The sequence below is a fragment of the Pseudarthrobacter sp. P1 genome, assembly GCF_050156935.1.
In the GTDB taxonomy this organism is placed as follows: Bacteria; Actinomycetota; Actinomycetes; order Actinomycetales; family Micrococcaceae; genus Specibacter.
This window is the reverse complement of the sequence record NZ_CP189584.1, coordinates 3,699,370-3,718,145: the sequence shown is the minus strand read 5'-3', so window position 1 is coordinate 3,718,145 and position 18,776 is coordinate 3,699,370. Positions and strand designations below refer to the sequence as shown.

General features: G+C 69.5%; 17 protein-coding genes. 9 read left to right on the top strand and 8 right to left on the bottom strand.

The annotated features are described in order from the left end of the window. Position 1 precedes the first annotated feature (1 nt). The 7 genes from ACQCSX_RS17495 to ACQCSX_RS17465 form a co-directional block, all read right to left on the bottom strand. On the bottom strand, positions 2–964 hold the full coding sequence (locus ACQCSX_RS17495) for an ABC transporter substrate-binding protein (protein WP_427016505.1): 963 nt from the start codon (positions 962–964) through the stop codon (positions 2–4). Further along, positions 961–1,722: an ABC transporter permease gene (locus ACQCSX_RS17490; protein WP_427019090.1), complete on the bottom strand. Its 762-nt coding sequence runs from the start codon at positions 1,720–1,722 to the stop codon at positions 961–963. The genes ACQCSX_RS17495 and ACQCSX_RS17490 overlap by 4 nt, the downstream gene beginning before the upstream one ends. An 11-nt stretch (positions 1,723–1,733) precedes the next feature. Continuing rightward, positions 1,734–2,417, bottom strand: a complete 684-nt coding sequence (locus ACQCSX_RS17485; RefSeq protein WP_427016504.1) for an ABC transporter permease — start codon at positions 2,415–2,417, stop codon at positions 1,734–1,736. Then, positions 2,417–3,505, bottom strand: a complete 1,089-nt coding sequence (locus ACQCSX_RS17480) for an ABC transporter ATP-binding protein (protein WP_427019089.1) — start codon at positions 3,503–3,505, stop codon at positions 2,417–2,419. The genes ACQCSX_RS17485 and ACQCSX_RS17480 overlap by 1 nt, the downstream gene beginning before the upstream one ends. A gap of 212 nt (positions 3,506–3,717) precedes the next feature. Continuing rightward, positions 3,718–4,125 carry a DUF1801 domain-containing protein gene (locus tag ACQCSX_RS17475; protein WP_427016503.1) on the bottom strand — a complete coding sequence of 136 codons (408 nt, stop codon included), beginning with the start codon at positions 4,123–4,125 and terminating at the stop codon, positions 3,718–3,720. A 150-nt stretch (positions 4,126–4,275) separates the two neighbouring features. Next, a complete protein-coding gene (locus ACQCSX_RS17470; RefSeq protein ID WP_427016502.1) occupies positions 4,276–4,869 on the bottom strand; it encodes a DUF3027 domain-containing protein in 594 nt (197 codons plus the stop codon). Between the two features lie 13 nt (positions 4,870–4,882). Next, on the bottom strand, positions 4,883–5,263 hold the full coding sequence (locus ACQCSX_RS17465; protein ID WP_427016501.1) for a cold-shock protein: 381 nt from the start codon (positions 5,261–5,263) through the stop codon (positions 4,883–4,885). Positions 5,264–5,423: 160 nt separating this feature from the next. On the opposite strand from ACQCSX_RS17465, the gene ACQCSX_RS17460 reads away from it, so the two are divergent. The 9 genes from ACQCSX_RS17460 to ACQCSX_RS17420 all read left to right on the top strand — a co-directional run bounded on the left by ACQCSX_RS17460 (position 5,424) and on the right by ACQCSX_RS17420 (position 17,660). Next, positions 5,424–5,717 carry a hypothetical protein gene (locus ACQCSX_RS17460; RefSeq protein WP_427016500.1) on the top strand — a complete coding sequence of 98 codons (294 nt, stop codon included), beginning with the start codon at positions 5,424–5,426 and terminating at the stop codon, positions 5,715–5,717. A 40-nt stretch (positions 5,718–5,757) separates the two neighbouring features. Continuing rightward, on the top strand, positions 5,758–8,205 hold the full coding sequence (locus ACQCSX_RS17455) for a helicase-associated domain-containing protein (protein ID WP_427016499.1): 2,448 nt from the start codon (positions 5,758–5,760) through the stop codon (positions 8,203–8,205). Next, positions 8,198–9,847: a DNA repair helicase XPB gene (locus tag ACQCSX_RS17450; protein ID WP_427016498.1), complete on the top strand. Its 1,650-nt coding sequence runs from the start codon at positions 8,198–8,200 to the stop codon at positions 9,845–9,847. The genes ACQCSX_RS17455 and ACQCSX_RS17450 overlap by 8 nt, the downstream gene beginning before the upstream one ends. A gap of 32 nt (positions 9,848–9,879) precedes the next feature. Further along, a complete protein-coding gene (locus ACQCSX_RS17445) occupies positions 9,880–10,701 on the top strand; it encodes a class I SAM-dependent methyltransferase (protein ID WP_427016497.1) in 822 nt (273 codons plus the stop codon). A gap of 140 nt (positions 10,702–10,841) precedes the next feature. Next, positions 10,842–12,284, top strand: coding sequence for a sulfatase family protein (locus ACQCSX_RS17440; RefSeq protein ID WP_427016496.1), 1,443 nt, complete (start codon positions 10,842–10,844; stop codon positions 12,282–12,284). A gap of 68 nt (positions 12,285–12,352) precedes the next feature. After that, the gene (locus ACQCSX_RS17435; protein ID WP_427016495.1) at positions 12,353–13,789 is read left to right on the top strand and encodes a sulfatase-like hydrolase/transferase; all 1,437 of its coding nucleotides are present in this window, start codon (positions 12,353–12,355) and stop codon (positions 13,787–13,789) included. 53 nt (positions 13,790–13,842) lie between these two features. Beyond that, positions 13,843–14,370, top strand: coding sequence for a winged helix-turn-helix domain-containing protein (locus ACQCSX_RS17430; protein ID WP_427016494.1), 528 nt, complete (start codon positions 13,843–13,845; stop codon positions 14,368–14,370). Between the two features lie 285 nt (positions 14,371–14,655). Then, positions 14,656–15,072 (top strand): transposase, encoded by a 417-nt coding sequence (locus tag ACQCSX_RS17425; RefSeq protein WP_427016493.1) that lies wholly within the window; start codon positions 14,656–14,658, stop codon positions 15,070–15,072. 215 nt (positions 15,073–15,287) lie between these two features. After that, complete coding sequence (locus ACQCSX_RS17420) at positions 15,288–17,660, top strand: polysaccharide lyase 8 family protein (RefSeq protein WP_427016492.1); 2,373 nt, start codon at positions 15,288–15,290, stop codon at positions 17,658–17,660. Positions 17,661–17,765: 105 nt separating this feature from the next. Here ACQCSX_RS17420 and ACQCSX_RS17415 read toward each other — a convergent pair whose 3' ends face one another. Further along, complete coding sequence (locus ACQCSX_RS17415) at positions 17,766–18,749, bottom strand: Gfo/Idh/MocA family protein (RefSeq protein ID WP_427016491.1); 984 nt, start codon at positions 18,747–18,749, stop codon at positions 17,766–17,768. Between the last annotated feature and the right edge of the window lie 27 nt (positions 18,750–18,776).

Genomic DNA, 18,776 nt, shown 5'->3' with positions numbered 1-18,776 from the left:
CCTATTTGGTGATGCCCTTGTCCTTGAGCCACTGGGCGGCTGCGTCCTTGGGATCCATCTTGGCGTCGCCGCTGACCATCCGGTTCAGGCTGATCAGATCATCGGTGGTCAACACCTTCGAGACGTTGTTGAGCGCCGTCTTGGCGGTGTCGGAGATCTTGTCCGATTTCACCAGCGGCAGCACCTGCTGGGCCAGCCAGTTGTTCTTCGGATCAGCCAGGACCACCAGCTTGTTGTCCGCGATGGCCGGGGTCGTGGTGTAGATGTCGGCCACCTGGACATCGTTGTTCAGCAGCGCCTTGAGCGTCAGCGGACCGCCGCTGTCGCCGATGGGCGTGAACGTGCCGGGCACGCAGTTGTATTTCGCCGCGAGCCCGGGCAGGCCGTAGGGGCGCGTGCGGAACTCCGGCGGGGCGCCCAGGGCAATCTCGCCGCAGACCTTGGCCAGATCGTCGATGGTCTTCAGGCTGCCGTATTTGGCTGCCGTGGCCTCGGTGACCACCATGGCGTCCTTGTCCTGGGCCTCGGCGGCATCCAGAACGCCCAAGCCGGCGGGCAGCTTGCCGGGCAGGGCCTTGAGGATGCCCTCCGGATCCGTCACCGTGTTGGCGGGATCGACGTAGCCCAGCAGGTTGCCGCTGTAATCGGGCACCAGGTCAACGGATCCGTCCTGGACCGCTTTGAGGTAGATCTCCCGGGAACCGATGTTGAGTTTGGTGGTGGCGCTGACCCCGGCGGCCGTCAGCGCACCGGCATAGATCTCCGCAATGGTGGCGCTTTCGGGGAAATCGGCCGAGCCGACGACAACGGCGCCGCCGGAGGAGGCCGCGGTGCCCGTGGCGGTGCTCAACGGGCTGCCGCCGCAGGCCGTCGTGGCCAGAACGAGCGACGCTCCAACGGCCAGGCCAACGAATGTCCGGCGGGGAAGGATGCTGCCGGGCAGGAAACGCTTCTTGTCCATCATGGTTCTCCTCCTAGTGCGCTGGCAGTGAGCCTTTCGCTGCCAGTGGGTGGTTCTGCCGGCAGGTGCCGGACATCCTTGAGCCCGGGTGAAACCGCGGCCCGCTGCAGTCCCGCCAGCACCAGGTCGATGCCGATGGCGATCACGGCGATGACGGCGGCGCCGCCGAGCACCTGTCCGTAGTCCTGGACGGCCAGCCCGTCAATGATGAAACGGCCCAGACCCCCAAGGCTGATATAGGCCACCACCGCCACGGTGGCGATGACTTGCAGGACAGCGGCCCGGATGCCACCGAGCATCACTGCCAGTCCGTTGGGCACTTCAACCCGGAACAGGATCTGCAGCTCCGTCATGCCAATGCCCCGCGCCGCATCCACCGTGTCCCGGCTGACCGAGGAAATCCCCGCGTAGGTGCCGGCCAGGATGGGCGGCACGGCCAACAGGACAAGCGCCCAGAGGGGCGGCATGAGGGAGAGCGTGCTGCTGGCCATGAGGACGAAGAGGGTCATGACGCCCAGGGTCGGCAGTGCCCGCAATACACCGGCCAGTGCAATGGCCACCACCCTCCCCCGGCCCGTGTGGCCCACGTAGAAGCCCAGGGGAAGTGCAATGGCCAAGGCAATGGCCAGGGTCAGCCCGGTGTACCCCAAATGCTCCACGGTCCGGGCGGGGATGCCCAGCGGTCCCTGCCAACTGGCCGGGTTGGACAGCCATTGGAAGCCCTGGACGAACGGGCTATTGCTGGTGTAGCCGCCGGGCATCCCTGCGCCACTCATGCGGCGCCGCCTGCGGCCGCGGTTCCGGTGGCCGCCGCAGCTGCCCGCGGGGAGCGAAGCCAAGGCGTGAGCAGCCGTTGCAGGAGGACCAAAATGGCGTCCAGGACCAGGGCCAGCAGCAACGTGCCCGCGATGCCCACTACGATCTCCGTCATGAAGTCCCGCCTCAAACCATCGGTGAACAGGAAGCCCAGGCTGGGGATCCCCAGCAGCGCCCCGACAGTGACCAGCGAGACGTTGCTGACCGAGATGACGCGAAGGCCGGCAAAAAGCACCGGGACGGACAGCGGCAGGTCCACGGACAGGAAGCGTTGGAGGGGTTTGAAACCCATCGCCACGGCCGCCTGGCGGATGCCGTCGTCCACGGAATTGAGCGCATCCACGGTGGACCGGACCAGCAATGCGACAGCATAGATGGTCAGCGCCACAATGATGTTGGCGAGGTCCAGGATCCGGGTGCCCAGGATGCTGGGCAGAATGACAAACAGCGCCAAGGATGGAACGGTGTACAGCACCGACCCGGCTGTCAGCAGGACCCCTCCGGCAGTTTTGTTGAGCCGGGCCAGCTGGGCCAGGGGAATGGCGATGAGGACGCTGAGCACCAGCGGGACAACCGCCTGGAGCAGGTGGTACCCGGCGAGGTCGAGCACGTAGCCAAGGTTTGCGTTGAGCCAGACCATCAGGCACCGCCCTCGCGCAATTGCCGGCCTGCCTCAATCACGGCCAAAACCTCAGCCGCTGTGACAACCCCACGGAGCGCGCCGTCGTCGTCCACGGCCACGCCCAGACCCGCGGGCGAGGACAGTGCCGCATCCAGGGCACCGCGCAGCGATTCCCCGTCGCGGAAAAGCGAGCCGCCGGGAACCAGCCCGGTGGCCCGCGCCGGCGGCAGCCAGCCCATGGGGCGGTTCCGGGCGTCCACGGCCAAGGTCCACCCGTCGGAGTTGCCGGCCATGGAGTGCGGAAGCGCCGGGTCCAGAACCACTGTGTCAACCGGGCGGATGGGCACGCCCGCGCCGCTGCTGAAGGACAGGTGCCGAAAGCCCCTGTCCCGGCCCACGAACGCCGCGACAAAGTCATCCACCGGGGCCCGCAGGATTTCCTCCGGAGACGCGTACTGGGCCAACCGGCCACCGGTGGCGAAAACCGCCACCTTGTCGCCCAGCAGCGTGGCCTCGTCGATGTCGTGGGTGACAAAAACAATCGTCTTGGCTAGGTCCCGCTGCAGCCGCAGGAGTTCTTGCTGCAACTCCGCCCGGACCACGGGATCCACGGCACTGAAGGGTTCATCCATCAGGAGCACCGGCGGATCGGCGGCCAGGGCGCGGGCCACGCCCACACGCTGTTGCTGGCCACCGGAGAGCTGCGCAGGATAGCGCTTGCCCATGGCTGCGGAGAGGCCAACCACCTCCAGCAGCTCCGCGGCACGGCGTCTGGCCTGAGACCGGGGCACCCGGTTGAGCCGCAGCACGGTGGCCACATTGTCATTGACCGTCCGGTGCGGCAACAGCCCGGCGGACTGCATGACGTAGCCCATGGAACGGCGCAGCGCGGCTGCAGGGACGGTGCTGACGTCGCGGCCGTCCACGGTGATGGCCCCGCCGCTGGGTTCAACCATGCGGTTGATCATCCGCAGCGAGGTGGTCTTTCCGCAGCCCGATGGCCCAACGAAGACGGTGATCTTGCCGCGTTCGATGCCCATGCTCAGCCCGTCAACGGCGGGCGGGTTGCCCTGGTACGTCTTGCTGACGCCTTTGAACTCGATCATGGTGGCAGCGGCCGCCGCACCGCCCAGGCGTGCCGGAGCGGTGGCCGAATCGGTCTCCGGCAAGTCACGTACAGCCATCATTCGATCCTCTCTGTTGGCAGAACGGTTGGCAGAACAGGCCGTCCCCCCTGCATTCGTTGCCCTGGCCGCCGGCGGATTGGATGCCCGGCACCCATTGGTTGGTTGGAACGCCCACCATGCGGCCCGGACCGTCACAAGGGGCCGGAGTCCCCACGCCTAAGCTTGCGCCAGCCTCCGGCTTTGTTGTTGGCAATGATCTGGCCCAGCATGGCCGCCAGTGCGGGTGCGTTGATTTTCTCGTCCCTGCGGTAGGACACTGTCCGTGCCGTCTTGTTCCCGTGCCCGGCGGTGATGATTCCCTCCGGATCGGGCACCATGGCACCGTCGTAGAGGAACACATTAACGTGGTCCTTCGCCGCCAACAAGGCGCAGATGTTGCCTTGCAGGACAAAGTAGGGCCGGTCCGTCCGCTTGATGGTTTCCACCACACCAGCGTCCACCGCATGGACCAGGTCCCGCACCTCGGCGCAAATCCCGCGCTGCCAGTCCGGCAGGGCGGCGATGTACGCGTCAACACGTGGGTCTGCCAAATACGTCATGTGCAACCGCCCTCGGCCGAGATCATCCCAGTGCCCCTATCCTATGCTCATGCCGCGGACACACCATGGGAACGGCCGCCAACGCACCTTAAACGCGGAATCCCCCTGTTGCCAGGGGGATTCCGCAGTGCACGAAGCAGGGTGTGAAGCCTAGGCGCCGCCGTCGCTGTCTTCGGCATCGCTCTCGGCGTCCTCGGACTCGTCGTCGTCGGCCTCGTCGTCGGCCTCGTCGTCGGCCTCGTCGTCGGCCTCGTCGTCGGCCTCGTCGTCGGCCTCGTCGTCCAGGGCGGGCACGGTGTCGATCTCGGGCAGTGCGGCCTCCTCTGCCTCCTCCAATGCCTCGGCGTCCTCGGGGCGCACGCGTGCGGCCCACGGCACCCACTCCGGCGCCAGCACGGAGTCCTCGGTGGGCAGCAGGCCCACCTCGTTGACAGTGACCGTCTTGGCGCGCGAGACCCGGGCCAGCACGGCAAACCAGGTCCACCCGCTGTAGCCGGACATGGTGCACTCGAACAGATGGGTCACCACCCGCTCGCCCTCGCTGCGCGCACCCAGGTGGGCGCCGATCGCCGCGTCGGCGGCAATGGTGCGCACCGCCTCGCGGGCGGGCCCGACGGCGTCGGCCAGGAAGGCATCAGGCTTGCCGACGCGCCACACGGGCACGCCAGGGCGGCCGGCGGGACGCTTGGGGGTGCGCTTCGCGGTGGTCCGCTGGGCGGCTGGGGTGGAATCTGCGGCAGTCAAAGGGGATCCTTCTCTATGCGTCGAAGTTGTCGGCAACCTTGCGCAACGCAGCAGCAATCTTGCTGGCGTCGCCTTCCGGGTACTTGCCGTTGGTGAGCGATCCCACGGAACGCTCCAGCAGGCTGACCAGGTCCTGCACGATGGGGGCCAGGTCCTTGGCGGACATCCGCTTGGCCTTGGCCACGGAGGGCGCCTTGTCCAGGATGCGCGCGGCCATCGCCTGGGCGCCCTTGCGGCCGTCGGCTACGCCGAACTCCATCCGGGTGCCGACCTTGATCTCCCCGGCGTCGGCCGGCAGCGCGTTGGCGTGCAGGAAGACTTCCTTGCCGTCGTCGGTGGTGAGGAAGCCGAAGCCCTTTTCGTTGTCGTACCACTTAACTTTGCCGGTTGGCACTTGCTTACCTCGCCTGTCTATCGGGAACCATAGCCTGCGTGCGCGCGCTGCCTGATGGGCGCAACAGCATGGACCATGCTGGTCTGTTGCCTCTAGATTAGCGTGTTGGCGCGGCAGGGGCGGCTTTGTGCCGCTGCTGTCCGCTGTTAGCGTTAAGTCCATGACAAACACGGGCCGCCCGGCCCCAACCCGCGTCCAAGACTCCGCACAGCCGCCCGCCGGACCCCGGAATCCGCCGCGTGGAAACCCCCGCGGCTGGGCCGTTTTTGCCGCCGCCGCGACGGTCCTCGCCGTCGTGTCCGTGGGCTCGCTCGCGGCGCTGCTGCTGTTGAAGCTGGCCGGGGCGGACACCTGGTCCGGGCTGGTCTGGATCCCCATGGTCGGGCTGCCCGTGGCCTTTGTGATGCTGGGGAGCTCCGTGCTGCGGGCCATCGTCCGGCGCCGCAGCGTCTGAGCGCACCGCCCCGAGCCGCCGGAGAGAGTAGCGTGGCCCAGTGCCCTCCCTCAAGGTATTGACCACGGCCCTGGCCGCCCGCAGCGATGATTCCCTGCGCGCCCTGCTGGCGGTGCGCCCGGACCTGGCCGCTCCGCCCACCCCGGATTTTGCCGCGCTGGCCGCCCGTGCGTCCAGCCGCGCCAGCATGTCCCGGGCCCTGGACGGCCTCTGCGCTCCGGCGCTGCAGGTGCTGGAGGCCCTCCATCTGGACACGGACGAGGACACCGGCGTCGCGGCGGGCGCCGCGGACCTGGCCGGCTACCTCCAAGGCGGCACGGTGGCTGTGGTGCAGTCCATCCTCGCCGAGCTCGCCGCCCGTGCGTTGATCTATCCGTGGCCCCAAGACGCGGACCCGGGCATGCTGCCGCAGTACCTGCCGGTGTCCAGCCTCAAGGACGTCATCGGCGCCCACCCGGCCGGGCTGGGCCGGCGCTACAGCGGTTTTGCGCGCAGCAACCCGGCCTGGGGCGCCGCGCTGGTGGCTGTCGCGGCGGACCTGCGAAGCCACGGCACGGACATTGCCCCGGCCGGCACCCCCGCCGAGGCCGCCGCCGCCCTGGCCGGCTGGGTGGGCCAATTCGCCGTCCTGGACCAGCTGCTGCTGGGCGCACCGGACGCCACGGCCGCCCTGCTGGCCCGCTTCGCCACAGGCCCCATCGGCAGCGTCCCGGCCGGCGTGCGCGGCCCGGCACTGCTGCGGGCCAGCCTGGACGACGACGGCGGGACCGCCCTGGGCTGGCTGGTGGCCCGCGGGCTGCTGGTCCCGATCGATGGCGAGCACGTGGAGCTGCCGGCGGAGGTATCCCGGCTGGTGCGCGGCGGGTACCTGGTGGCCGACTTCGCCCCCGAACCGCCGGCCGTCCCCACCCCGCACACCCGCCTCACGGTGCGGGAGAACGCCTCGCTGGGTTCCATTGCCGAGCTCCTGCGCACCATGACGGCGCTGCTGGCCGAGGTCGCCGCGGTCCCGGTGGCCACGCTGCGCACCGGCGGGGTGGGCGTGCGCGAGGTCCGCAGGCTCGCCGCGGCCCTGCGCGTGGACGCCGCCGCGGCCACCTTCCACCTTGAACTGGCCGCCATGGCGGCGCTGGTGGTGCTCGACGTCGATACCTCGGCGTGGGTGGCGCATCCCGCCGGCTGGCTGTCGCGGCCGCGCCCGCAGCAGTGGCTGTGGCTGGCCAGCGCCTGGCTGGGGGCGGACCGGGCCCCGGCGCTGGTAGGCACCAGCAGCGGCATCCGCTCCGCCGGCGGGGCCAGCATCAACGCCCTGGCCGCCGAGGCCCAGCGCCCCGAGGCCCCGGCCCTGCGCCGCCGGGTGCTCGCCGCCATGGCCGAGCTGGCCGTCTCCGGCGGCCCCGAGGGCACCGCGCCGGTGCTGGAGCCGGCGGCCGTGATGGCCCGCTTCAGGTGGCACCACCCGCGGATGGCGCGCCGGGCGGCCAGGCTGCTGCCCGGGTTCCTCGCCGAGGCCGAGCTGTTGGGCCTGACGGGGGCCGGCGCCCTCACCCCGGCGGGCAGCGCCGTCGCGCACCAACGCTGGGAGGCGGCGCTGGCGCAGCTGGCTGGCGCCCTGCCCGAGGCCTTGGAGCATGTGCTCCTGCAGGCGGACCTCACGGCCGTCGCACCGGGCTACCTCTCCCCCGCGCTGGCCGCCGAGCTGGCGCTGCTGGCCGACGCCGAGGGCCAGGGTCCGGCCACCATCTACCGATTCAGCGTGGCCTCCATCCGCCGGGCCCTGGATGCCGGCCGCACCGGGGCGGGCATTGCCGCCTTCCTCGCCGGCCACTCGGCCACCCCCGTGCCACAGCCCCTGGAGTACCTCCTCCGGGACACCGCCGCCCGGCACGGGGCGCTCAAGGTGGGCACGGCGTCGAGCTTTGTCACCAGCGACGACGACGGCCTGCTGGCGGACCTCCCGGCCCAGCCGGCCTTCGCCGCGCTCGGGCTGCGGCTGCTGGCGCCCACCGTGGCCGTCGCCTCGGCCGGTGCACGGGAACTCTCCGCCGCCCTGGCGGCCGCAGGCCTGGCCCCGGCCATGCTCGACCCCGCGGAGGCGGTGCTCTCGGTCCGCCGTCCGGCCGGGCACCCCGCGCCGGCGGGCCTGGCCCCCTATGAGCGCGCCGTCCCCGACGGCGGCGACGGCGTGGAGGCGGCCCTGGCGCTGCTGCGCAGCCGGCCGGCGTGGGCACCGCACGGCGCGGAGGCCGCTCCGGCCCTGGTGCTGGAGACGCTGGCGCAGGCCATCCGGCGCAAGGTGGCGGTCCGGATGTCGGTGGTGGACGGTTCCAGCAATGCCGAGGATCTCGCCGTGTTCCCGCTCTCGCTCTCCGGCGGGCGGGTGCGGACCTTCGACGCCGGGCGGGAGAGCGAGCGCGTGTTCTCCATCCACCGGATCATGGATGTGGAAGTTGTGGAAACGGACCCCGGGGAGGCACAGCATGGCTGATGGACCGCTGATCGTGCAGAGCGACAAGACCATCCTGCTGGAGGTGGACCACCCGCAGGCCACCGAGGCACGGCATGCCATTGCGGCCTTTGCCGAGCTGGAACGGGCACCGGAGCACATGCACAGCTACCGGCTCACGCCGTTGGGCCTGTGGAATGCGCGCGCCGCCGGGATCGACGCCGAGAAGGTGCTGGACACGCTGCTGATGTACTCGCGCTTCCCGGTGCCGCACTCCCTGCTGGTCGACGTCGAAGAGACCATGTCCCGCTACGGCCGGCTGCGGCTGGAAAAGGACCCGATCCACGGCCTGGTCATGCGCACCGACGATTACTACGTGCTCGAGGAGGTGGTCCGGGCCAAGAAGATCGAACCCCTGCTGGGGCCGCGGATCGATCCCCTGACGGTGGTGGTGCATTCCTCCCAGCGCGGGGCCCTGAAGCAGCTGCTGCTCAAGATCGGCTGGCCCGCGGAGGATGCGGCCGGCTTTGTCGACGGCACCCCGCACCCCATCGCCCTGCGCGAGGAGGGCTGGTCCCTGCGCCCATACCAGCACCTTGCGGTGGAGAACTTCTGGGCGGGCGGCTCCGGCGTCGTCGTGCTCCCCTGCGGCGCCGGCAAGACGCTGGTGGGAGCGGCGGCCATGGCCGTCTCCTCCACCACCACGCTGATCCTGGTCACCAACACCGTCTCGGCCCGCCAGTGGAAGGACGAACTGCTCAAACGGACCTCGCTGACCGAGGCCGAGATCGGGGAGTACTCCGGCGCGGTGAAGGAGGTCCGGCCCGTCACCATTGCCACCTACCAGGTGCTCACCGCCCGCCGCGGCGGCCTCTACCCCCACCTTGAACTGCTCGACGCCAACGACTGGGGCCTGATCGTCTACGACGAGGTCCACCTGCTGCCGGCCCCGGTCTTCCGCATGACGGCGGACCTGCAGGCGCGCCGCCGGCTGGGGCTGACGGCCACGCTAGTGCGCGAGGACGGCCGCGAGGGCGAGGTCTTCTCGCTGATCGGGCCCAAACGCTACGACGCCCCGTGGAAGGACATCGAGGCCCAGGGCTACATCGCCCCGGCCGACTGCGTGGAGGTCCGGGTGGACCTGCCGCGCGACGAGCGGATGGCCTACGCCATGGCCGAGGACGCCGACAAGTACCGCCTGTGCGCCACCAGCGAGACCAAGACCAAGGTGGTGGAGGCGCTGGTGGCCGCGCACCGCGGCGAGCAGCTGCTGGTGATCGGCCAGTACATCGACCAGCTGGACGAGATCGCGGAGCGGCTGGATGCGCCGGTGATCAAGGGCGAGACCAAGGTCAAGGAACGCCAGCGGCTCTTTGAAGCCTTCCGCCGCGGCGAGATCCACACCCTGGTGGTGTCCAAGGTGGCCAACTTCTCCATCGACCTGCCGGAGGCCTCCGTGGCCATCCAGGTTTCGGGCTCCTTCGGCTCGCGCCAGGAGGAGGCCCAACGCCTGGGCCGGCTCCTGCGGCCCAAGGCGGACGGCCGCGCCGCCCGCTTCTACACGCTGGTTTCCCGGGACACTTTGGACGCCGATTTTGCCGCCAAACGCCAGCGGTTCCTGGCCGAACAGGGCTATGCGTACAGGATCCTCGATGCCAAGGACATTGCCGGCGCACTGGAGTAAGATCGGCACCAAACCAGCATCTGGAGGCCATCATGGGCGTCGAAGAATCAGTGGTCAAGCACTACAGCAGCGGCAACCTGGAGGAGCAAATCCTGGCCGCCCTGCGCACTGGCGGCAAGGATCCCGCGCATCTGCATCCCGATGACCTGACAGGCCTCGACCAGCTGCACACTGGCGGACTGGAAGCCGCACTGGACATTGCCCGCGGCGCCGGCATCAACGGCAGCAGCCACGTGCTGGACGTCGGCTGCGGGATGGGCGGCCCGGCCCGCGTCTATGCCCATGCTTTTGGCGCCACTGTGCAGGGAATCGACCTCACCCCGGAGTATGTCGACGTGGCCACCTCCCTGTCCGCGCGGGTGGGCCTGGACCACCAGGTCTCCTTCGGTGTCGGCAACGCCGCCTCGCTCCCCTTTGAGGATGCCAGCTTTGACATTGCCACCATGCTGCACGTGGGCATGAACATCCGCGACAAGGACCGGGTCTTTGCCGAGGTGGCCCGCGTCCTGCGCTCCGGTGGCGTCTTCGCCATCTACGACATCATGAAGATGGGCGGCGAGGACCCCGAGTTCCCGCTCCCGTGGTCCAGTGAGCCCGCGACGTCCTTTGTCCAGCCGCCCATGGCCTACTCTGATGCGCTGGGGCAGGCCGGCCTGGAGGTGGATTCCGAGCGCAGCCGCAGGGAGTTCGGCATCAGCTTCCTCGAGCACGGCAGGGCCGCCGGTGCAGCGGGTCCATTTGGCGGCAACCTCACCATGCAAGGCCCGGACGGACTTGTCCGCTTTGGCAATCTGCTGGCGGCCTTCAACGCCGGGATCCTCGCCCCGGTGGAAATCTTCAGCCACAAGCCCTGAGTCCCGCGCCGGCGAGTGGACTTGAGGCGATTCCTCCTTGATTCATCCCCCCGCGCCCTTGGAGACTGGAGGTGGGCCGGCCCGGCCCGGGCCGCCGCAGTGCGGATGCGCCCGATCCCCCACTGCAAAGGACCCCCCCAATGCCCCCGCGCGATGGCGCCGCCGCACGCCGCCCCAACATCATTGTCATTGTGTCCGATGACCATGGCTACGCCGACAGGTCCGCGCTGGGCACCCGGGACGATGTCTCCACACCTGCCTTGGACAGGCTCGCGGCCCAGGGGGCCAGCTATGCCAACGCCTACGTCACGGCACCCATCTGTTCGCCGTCTCGGGCCGGACTGGCGGCGGGCTCCTACCAGCAGCGGTGGGGCGCTTTTTGGTTCAATGATTCCGAGATCGGCCCCGCCGAGGTCCCCACCATGGCCGAACTGCTGCGTGCCGAGGGGTACGCCACCGGGTACTTCGGGAAGGTCCACTACGGCACCGAGCACTCCGGCGACAGGGGCACCCCGCCGCAGCACGGCTACGACGAATCCTTCTACGGCCTGGCCGGCGAATCGATGGGGCGGCTGAACTACCTCCACCACTCCGAAGCAGCCGTGGACTCCTACGGCGAGGCCGCCTTCCCGATGGCCGTCCAGCCCCTGTGGGAGGACGGCGAACCGGCCGAACTGGAGGGGTTCCTGACGGATGAGATCGGTGCCCGGGCCCGTACGTTCATCTCCGACCACGCGGGGGAACCGTTCCTGGCCACAGTGGCCTTCAACGCCGTCCACAACTTCTGCTGGCAGCTGCCGCCGGAGGAGCTGGCCAAGCGCGGCCTGCCGGCCTACGAGGATTGGAATCCGGGCGAGAGCGAGTACCTGGACTGGTACGACGGCGCCATCAGCCCTCATCTGGAGAACGGCCGGGCGTACTACCTGGCCCAGCTGGAGCTGATGGACGCCCAGATCGGGCAGATCCTTGACCACCTCGATGAGCTGGGCCTGGCCGAGGACACACTGGTTGTCTACACCACCGACAACGGCGGTTCCACCTGCAACTACGGGGTCAACGAGCCCCTCCGCGGCACCAAATACACCCTGTGGGAGGGCGGCATCCGGGTGCCGTTCCTGGCCCGGTGGAGCGGGCGGATCCCCGCCGGCGCCGTGCGCGGGGGCCTGGCCAGTTCCATGGACATCCTGCCCACGGCGCTGGCCGCAGCCGGTGCCGATCCGCAGGCCTACGGCCACGTAGATGGCCTAGACCTGATGGCCGGATTTGGGGCCGACGACGACGGCGATTCCGGCAGCGGGTCCGGACACGAGACGCTGCACTGGGACTGCGGCTGGCAGTGGGCGGTTCGCCGCGGCGACTGGAAGTTGTCATTTGTCGACGCCACCTCCCCGGTGCCCGATTCAATCCGGAGGGTGGAGCATGCCGATCCCGGCAGCGGATTCTTCCTGGCCAACCTGGCCCGGGATGAATCCGAGACCACCAACCTGGCCGCCCTGGAACCTTCCGTCGTGGCGGAGCTGACAGCCCTCCACGAGCAGTGGCGGACAGCCATCGACGCCGGAGTTTCGCCCGTTTCCGTCTGATCCAGTCCGGCGGCCCGCCTCCCCGGCGCTGACGTCGTCGTCGAACCACCACCAACCGAAGGAGCCACGTGGCCAGCACGGACCCAACCCGGCCCAACATCGTCTTTGTCCTCAGCGACGACCAGGGTCCATGGGCCCTGGGCTGCGCCGGCAATGACGAGATCCACACGCCGAATCTGGACGCCCTGGCCGCCGCCGGCACCCGGCTGGAGAACTTCTTCTGCGTCTCCCCCGTCTGCTCCCCCGCCCGTGCCAGCCTCATGACCGGGCAGATCCCTTCCCGGCACGGCGTCCACGACTACCTCACCGGCGTCGAGGTCGGCCCGCAGGCACCCGACTACCTCGCCGGCCAGGCTCTGTTTACGGATGTCCTTGCCGAGAACGGCTACCGGCTGGGGCTCTCGGGCAAGTGGCATCTGGGCGCCAACGATGCCCCGCGCCACGGCTTTGTCCACTGGTACGGGCTGGAGGGCGGCGGCAGCCCCTACCTCCGCTCCACCATGTACCGCAACGGCGAGGCCGAACAGGTCACCGAGTATCTGACGGACGCCATCACCGAGGACGCGCTGGGGTTCCTGGAGGCCGAGGCGCCACGGGAGGAGCCGTTCTTCCTGGCCGTTAACTACACGGCACCGCACAAGCCCTGGAAGGGCCAGCACCCTCCCGAGTTCGAGGCGTTGTACGATGACTGTGTCTTCGACAGCTGCCCGCAGGAACCGGCGCACCCGTGGCAGCCCACGGTGGACGGCGTCGCCATCGGCGGCGAGCCCGATGTCCGGGCGGCGCTGGTGGGCTACTTCGCCGCCGTCAGCGCCATGGATGCCGCCATCGGCCGCATCCGCACCCAGCTGGGCAGCCTGGGGCTGGACTCCAACACCCTGATCGTCTTCAGCAGCGACAACGGCTTCAACTGCGGCCACCACGGCATCTGGGGCAAGGGCAACGGCACGTTCCCGCAGAATATGTACGATTCCTCCGTCAAGGTGCCCGCCATCTTCCACCTGCCGGGCCGGGTCGCCGCCGGGCAGGTCCGCTCGGAACTGCTGAGCGCCTACGATGTGGCGGCGACGCTGCTGGAGCTGGCCGGGCTGGACCCGGCACCCTTCGAAACGGGGCCGGGATCCTCGTTCGCTCCCCTGCTGGCCGACGGGACCCCGGCCGACGGCGGATCACGCGCATCGTACGCCGTCGTGGTCTATGACGAGTACGGCCCCGTGCGGATGATCCGCACCGCCGAGTGGAAGTATGTGCACCGGTATCCGCATGGACCCCACGAGCTCTACGACCTGGCCGGGGACCCGGGCGAGCGGCACAATCTGGTGGGAGATCCGTTGTGTGCGGAACGCCTCGGGGATCTGCGCGCCCAGCTCGATGTCTGGTTCCGCCACCACGGCGTGCCCGCCTTCGACGGAGCCGCGCTTCCGGTGGCCGGCGCCGGCCAACACCACCCCCTCGGTGCCGATCCGATCGGTGCCTTCACCGGGCCGAATTGGGACGGCATCTAGAGAGGTTTAAGCGTGGGGTTCCCGGCCGGTGATTGGTGGGGTATGCCGGTTGTATGAGGTATCCCGATGGTGGCGGGCTGACCGCCGATGAACGGGCCCGGCGTGAGCGGTTACGGCTCGCCGCGGCCGAATTGATCCAGTCCGTGGCGACCGGCCGGGAGGTGACCCGGATGTCGGTGAGCCGGTGGCGGCCGGTCCTGGCCACCGGCGGCAGGGCGGCCTTGGCCTCGAAGGTGGCAGGCGGCGCCCACTGCGGGCTTACTCCGGACCAGCTACGCGAACTCAAGCAGGTCCTGGACGCCGGCCCGGGCGTACAGGGGTGGGACGAGGACCAATGCTGGACGCTGGCCCGGATCGCCGAGGTGATCCGCCGTTTGTTCGATGCCGGCTACACCCGGGCCGGGACCGGCCTGCTGCTGCACCGGGCCGGCTGGAGCGTGCAGGTGCCAACCCGGCGGGCCGCCGAGCGCGACGAGGCGAAGATTGCCGCCTGGAAGGAGCAGCAGTGGCCGGTCCTCAAAGCACCGCGGCGGACCTGGGTGCCTGGCTTTGCTTCGAGGATGAGGCCGGCCAGGGGCTGAGGCCGCCGAAGGGACGCACCTGGGGCCGGCGCGGGACCACGCCCGTGGTGAAGGTGACCGCCGCAGGCACCAAGCGGGTCTCGCTGGCCGGCCTGGTCTGCACCAGGGGCGGCTGTTCTGGCGCACCCACGTCCACCGGGGTCCGGCCAAGGGACGGCGCAAGGGCTTCGCCGAAGCCGGCTACGCCCGGCTCCTGGACGCGGGACACCGGCGGCTCGGCGGCTCGGCGGCTCGGCGGCCCGGCGGCCCGGCGGCCCGGCGGCCCGGCGGCCCGGCGGCCCGATCGTGCTGGTCTGCGACAACAACACCCACACCAGCGCCGCGATGCGCCGGCTGGCAGCGGCACGGCAGTGGCTGACCGTCTGCCAGTTTCGGCCCCACGCGCCCGAATTCAACCCGGTGGAAGCCGTGTGGTCCCACCTGAAGCGGTCCCTGGCCCACCTCGTCAAATGCGGCATCGACCGGCTCGCCGCCCTGGTGAGGTCCCGGCTCCGGCACATCCAGCACCGGCCCGGCCTGCTCGACGGGTTCATCACCAAAACCGGCCTCAACTTCACGCCAGTAACGCCCGTCCTTAAACCCCTCTACACTAGTTTTCGATACGGGCGGCGCCTAGCACGATGTGCGCGGCGGCTGCGCGGTAACGACATCTATGACGGCCCCGCATCCTTATGTCCATGCGCAGCGGAGCCGCCAAACTAAGCTGATCGGCGCCGCAGCGGCAAGCGGATCTTCTGACCATCGGAGTCCGACGCGCTAAGTGAGGGCCACACAAATTCATCTCAGAAAGCCACCCACGCAATACAAACGCCGCAATCTTCCAATTACCCCTTTATTGCTTGTCAAGCGTTGTCATTGACTTCAACAACGCAGTGGACGGCATCGGCGCCGCCACGCGGGCATCGAAAGGGCATTGAATGAACATCGCACTCACCCGACGCCAGCTGTTGCAAGGCGGCGTCGCCGCCTCGCTCCTGACGGCCCTGGGAGCCGGCTTCGCACCCCTGGCCCAGGCCGCCACCACCGCCACGGATGCTGATCTGTTGGCGCTGCGCGAACGCTGGGTGGACCAGACCACCGGCCGCACGGTGGTCTCGGCTTCGGACCCGGATTTCGCCGCGGCCCTGTCGCGGCTCGACACCGCGGTCGCCGCTTCACTGGCGCTGCTGGTCCCCGGCGCCGCCCGGACCAAGGTCTTCTCCGACACCGATTTCGCCGTCGACGCCCAGATCGTCACGGTCTACAAGCGGCTGGCGCAGATGGCCACGGCCTGGGCCACGCCGGGCTCGCGTTACCTCGGCGATGAGGCCCTGTTGGCCGACATCCGCGCCGGGCTGGCGGACGGCCACCGGCTGGTCTACAACACCGGGCAGGCCGAGTACGGCAACTGGTGGTCCTGGGAGATCGGCACGCCGAAGGCTCTGACGGACACGATGGCCATCCTCGGGGACAAGCTCGACGCTACCGAGATCGCCAACTACTGCGCTGCCATCGACCACTTCATCCCGGACCCGACGATGCAGTTCCCGGACAGCCGCGGCAAGATCCTCTCCGATGGTGCCAACCGGGTGGACATCTGCCAGGCGATCATCATCCGCTCGATCGTGGGCCAGGACACCCAGCGGCTGTCCGCAGCGATCGCCGCACTCAGCCCGGTGTGGCAGTACGTCACCACGGGCAACGGCTTCTTCGCCGACGGCTCCTTTGTCCAGCACTCGACCATCGGCTACACCGGCACGTATGGCGTCGTCCTGCTTGGCGGCCTGGCGAAGCTGTTCTCGCTTCTGGGCGGCTCGCCCCACGCCGTCGCCGATCCTTCGCGCAGCATCCTCTTCGACGCCGTCGAGGGTTCCTTTGCCCCGTTCATCCACGACGGCGCCATGATGGACTCCGTGCGTGGCCGGGCCATCTCCCGCGCCCAGGAGCGCAGCTACGAGGACGGCGCGATGGCCATCGAGGCGATCCTGTGGCTGGCCCGTGCCGTGGATTCCGCCACCACCGCCCGTTGGAGCTCGCTGTGCGGGGGCTGGATCGAGCGGAGCACCTACAAGAGCCCGACCGAGGGAGCCACGATCCCCCGCACCGCCCTGCTCAAGGAACTGCTGTCCGCCGGCGCAGCCGCGGCACCGGAACCGCTGGGGCACAAGTTCTTTGCCGGCATGGACCGCTCCGTCTACCGGTCCGAGGGCTGGGCGGTGGCGCTGGGGCTCTCCAGCCGCCGGATGACCTGGTACGAATGCGGCAACGGCGAGAACAACACCGGCTACCACACTGGCTCCGGCCTGACCTATCTGTACACCGGCGACGGCGGCCACTTCGACGACGACTTCTGGCCGACGGCGAACTTGAACCGCCTGCCCGGCACCACCGTCGACACCACGCCGCTCAAGCCCAAGGTGGAGGGCGAGTGGGGTGCCAAGACGCCGCAGAATGAGTGGACGGGCGGCGCCACGCTGGAGGACTACGGCGTGGTCGGCATGCATCTGGTGGCCCCGGGCGGCACCGGCATGAAGGCGCGCAAGTCCTGGTTCTTCCTGCCGGACATGGTGGTGGCGCTCGGCTCGGACATCCGCACCAACAGCGGGAAGAGCGTCGAGAGCATCATCGAACACCGCAACCTCGGTGCCACGGGCGGCAATGCGCTGGTGGTCGACGGCACCGCGGTCCAGACCGAGGCCGGTGCCCCCAGCGTCCACACCAACCCCCAGTGGGCGCATCTGGACGGGGTGGCCGGCTACTTGTTCCTCGACGGCGGGCCTGTCACGGCCCTGCGCGAAAACCGCACGGGATCGTGGAAGGCCATCAACACCGGCGGCACGGCGGCAACCACCACCCGCCAGTACGCCACGCTGCTGGTGGACCACGGGGCCAGCCCCGCGCAGGGAGGCTACGCCTATGCCGTGCTGCCCGGCGCCACCGCGGAAACGACAGCCAAGGCCTCGGCGAAGGACAGGCCCACGGTGCTGCGCAACGACGCAGCGGCCCAGGGCATCGCCTCGGGCAAGCTGACGGCCGCCACGTTCTGGCAACCGGCCACGGTGGGCAGCATCGCCGCCGGCGGTCCCGCCTGCGTGCTGGCCTGGCAGACGCCCGGCGTGCTGAAGCTGGCCGTGTCGGACCCCACGCAGAGCGCCGCCTCGGTGGTTCTGACCATTACGGGCACGAAGTTCACCCGCGTGGACGCCGGCTCCGGGGCCACCCTGGTCCGCGCCGCCAACGGCGACGTCGTCGTCACCATCCCGACGGCGGGGCTGGCCGGGGCCACCGTTGAGCTGAAGCTGCACAAGTAGCCAGTGGGCACAGGGAAGGGGGCCAGTTCATTGAACTGGCCCCCTTCCCTGTGCCCGATGGCGGACTGCCGGGTCCGGGGCAACACCCCGGGCCCGGCGAATCGCCTACGCCGGAACGGCCAGCGCCACCGCCTCGCCGCGGGCGGCCGACTCGTAGGACTGCAGCACCAGCTCCACCACGTGGCGGGCATGGGCCGTGCTGACAGCCGGCTGGCCGCCCGCCACGACTGAGGCGAAGTCGGCCAGCTGTGCGGTGAAGGCCGTCTGGATGTCCGACGGCGAGGACTCGTGGATCTGCGTGGTGACGCCGTCGCGCCTGACAAAGGTGCCTGTGCGCGGATCCGCACTGACCAGCCCGTGCTCGCACACCACCATGATCTCGTCGAGGTGCCGGGGCGCGTCCGAGGCAATGAAGATGCGCACCTGGACCCCGTTGGCCAGCTCAAGCTCCATGGCGCCGTCGGTCTCCACGGGCGAGCCAAAACGGTTGCGGTTAGTGGCCGAAATCGATGCCGCGCGGGCTCCGCCCATCCACAGGCTCCGGTCCAGACAGTGGGCGCCGATGTTGATGAACGCGCCGCCTCCGGAGACCTCCCTATCGAAGAACCAGGCCGAGCGGTGGCCGGGGCGGTAGTCGGTGCTGCGGTAGTCGTGGATCATCAGCACCTGACCCATCTCCCCCGTAGCCAACGCCTGCGCCATGGCGGTCTTCTCGGGAAGGAAATGCTGGATCTGCCCGATGACCAAGACGACGCCGAAACGTTCGCAGGCATCCTCCATCAGCTGGCAGTCGGCCAGGGTGGTCGCCATGGGCTTCTCCACCAGTACATGGATGCCGGAGGCGGCTGCCGCCAGCACCATTTCCGTGTGCAGGCTGTGCGGAGTGTTGACGACGACGGCGTCCACCAGGCCGCTGGCCAGCAGCTCCCGGTAGTCGGTGAAGACGGCGGCTCCCCACTCGGCCGCAACGGCGGCGGCCCGCTCCAGGTTCAGATCGCAGACAGCCGTCAGTGTCATGCCCTCAATGCTGGCTGCCCCCTGCGCATGCAAGGGGGCCACCGCCCCGGCACCGATGATTCCTATCCGCATTCCCATTCCCTTTTCTGTAGTGGTTCT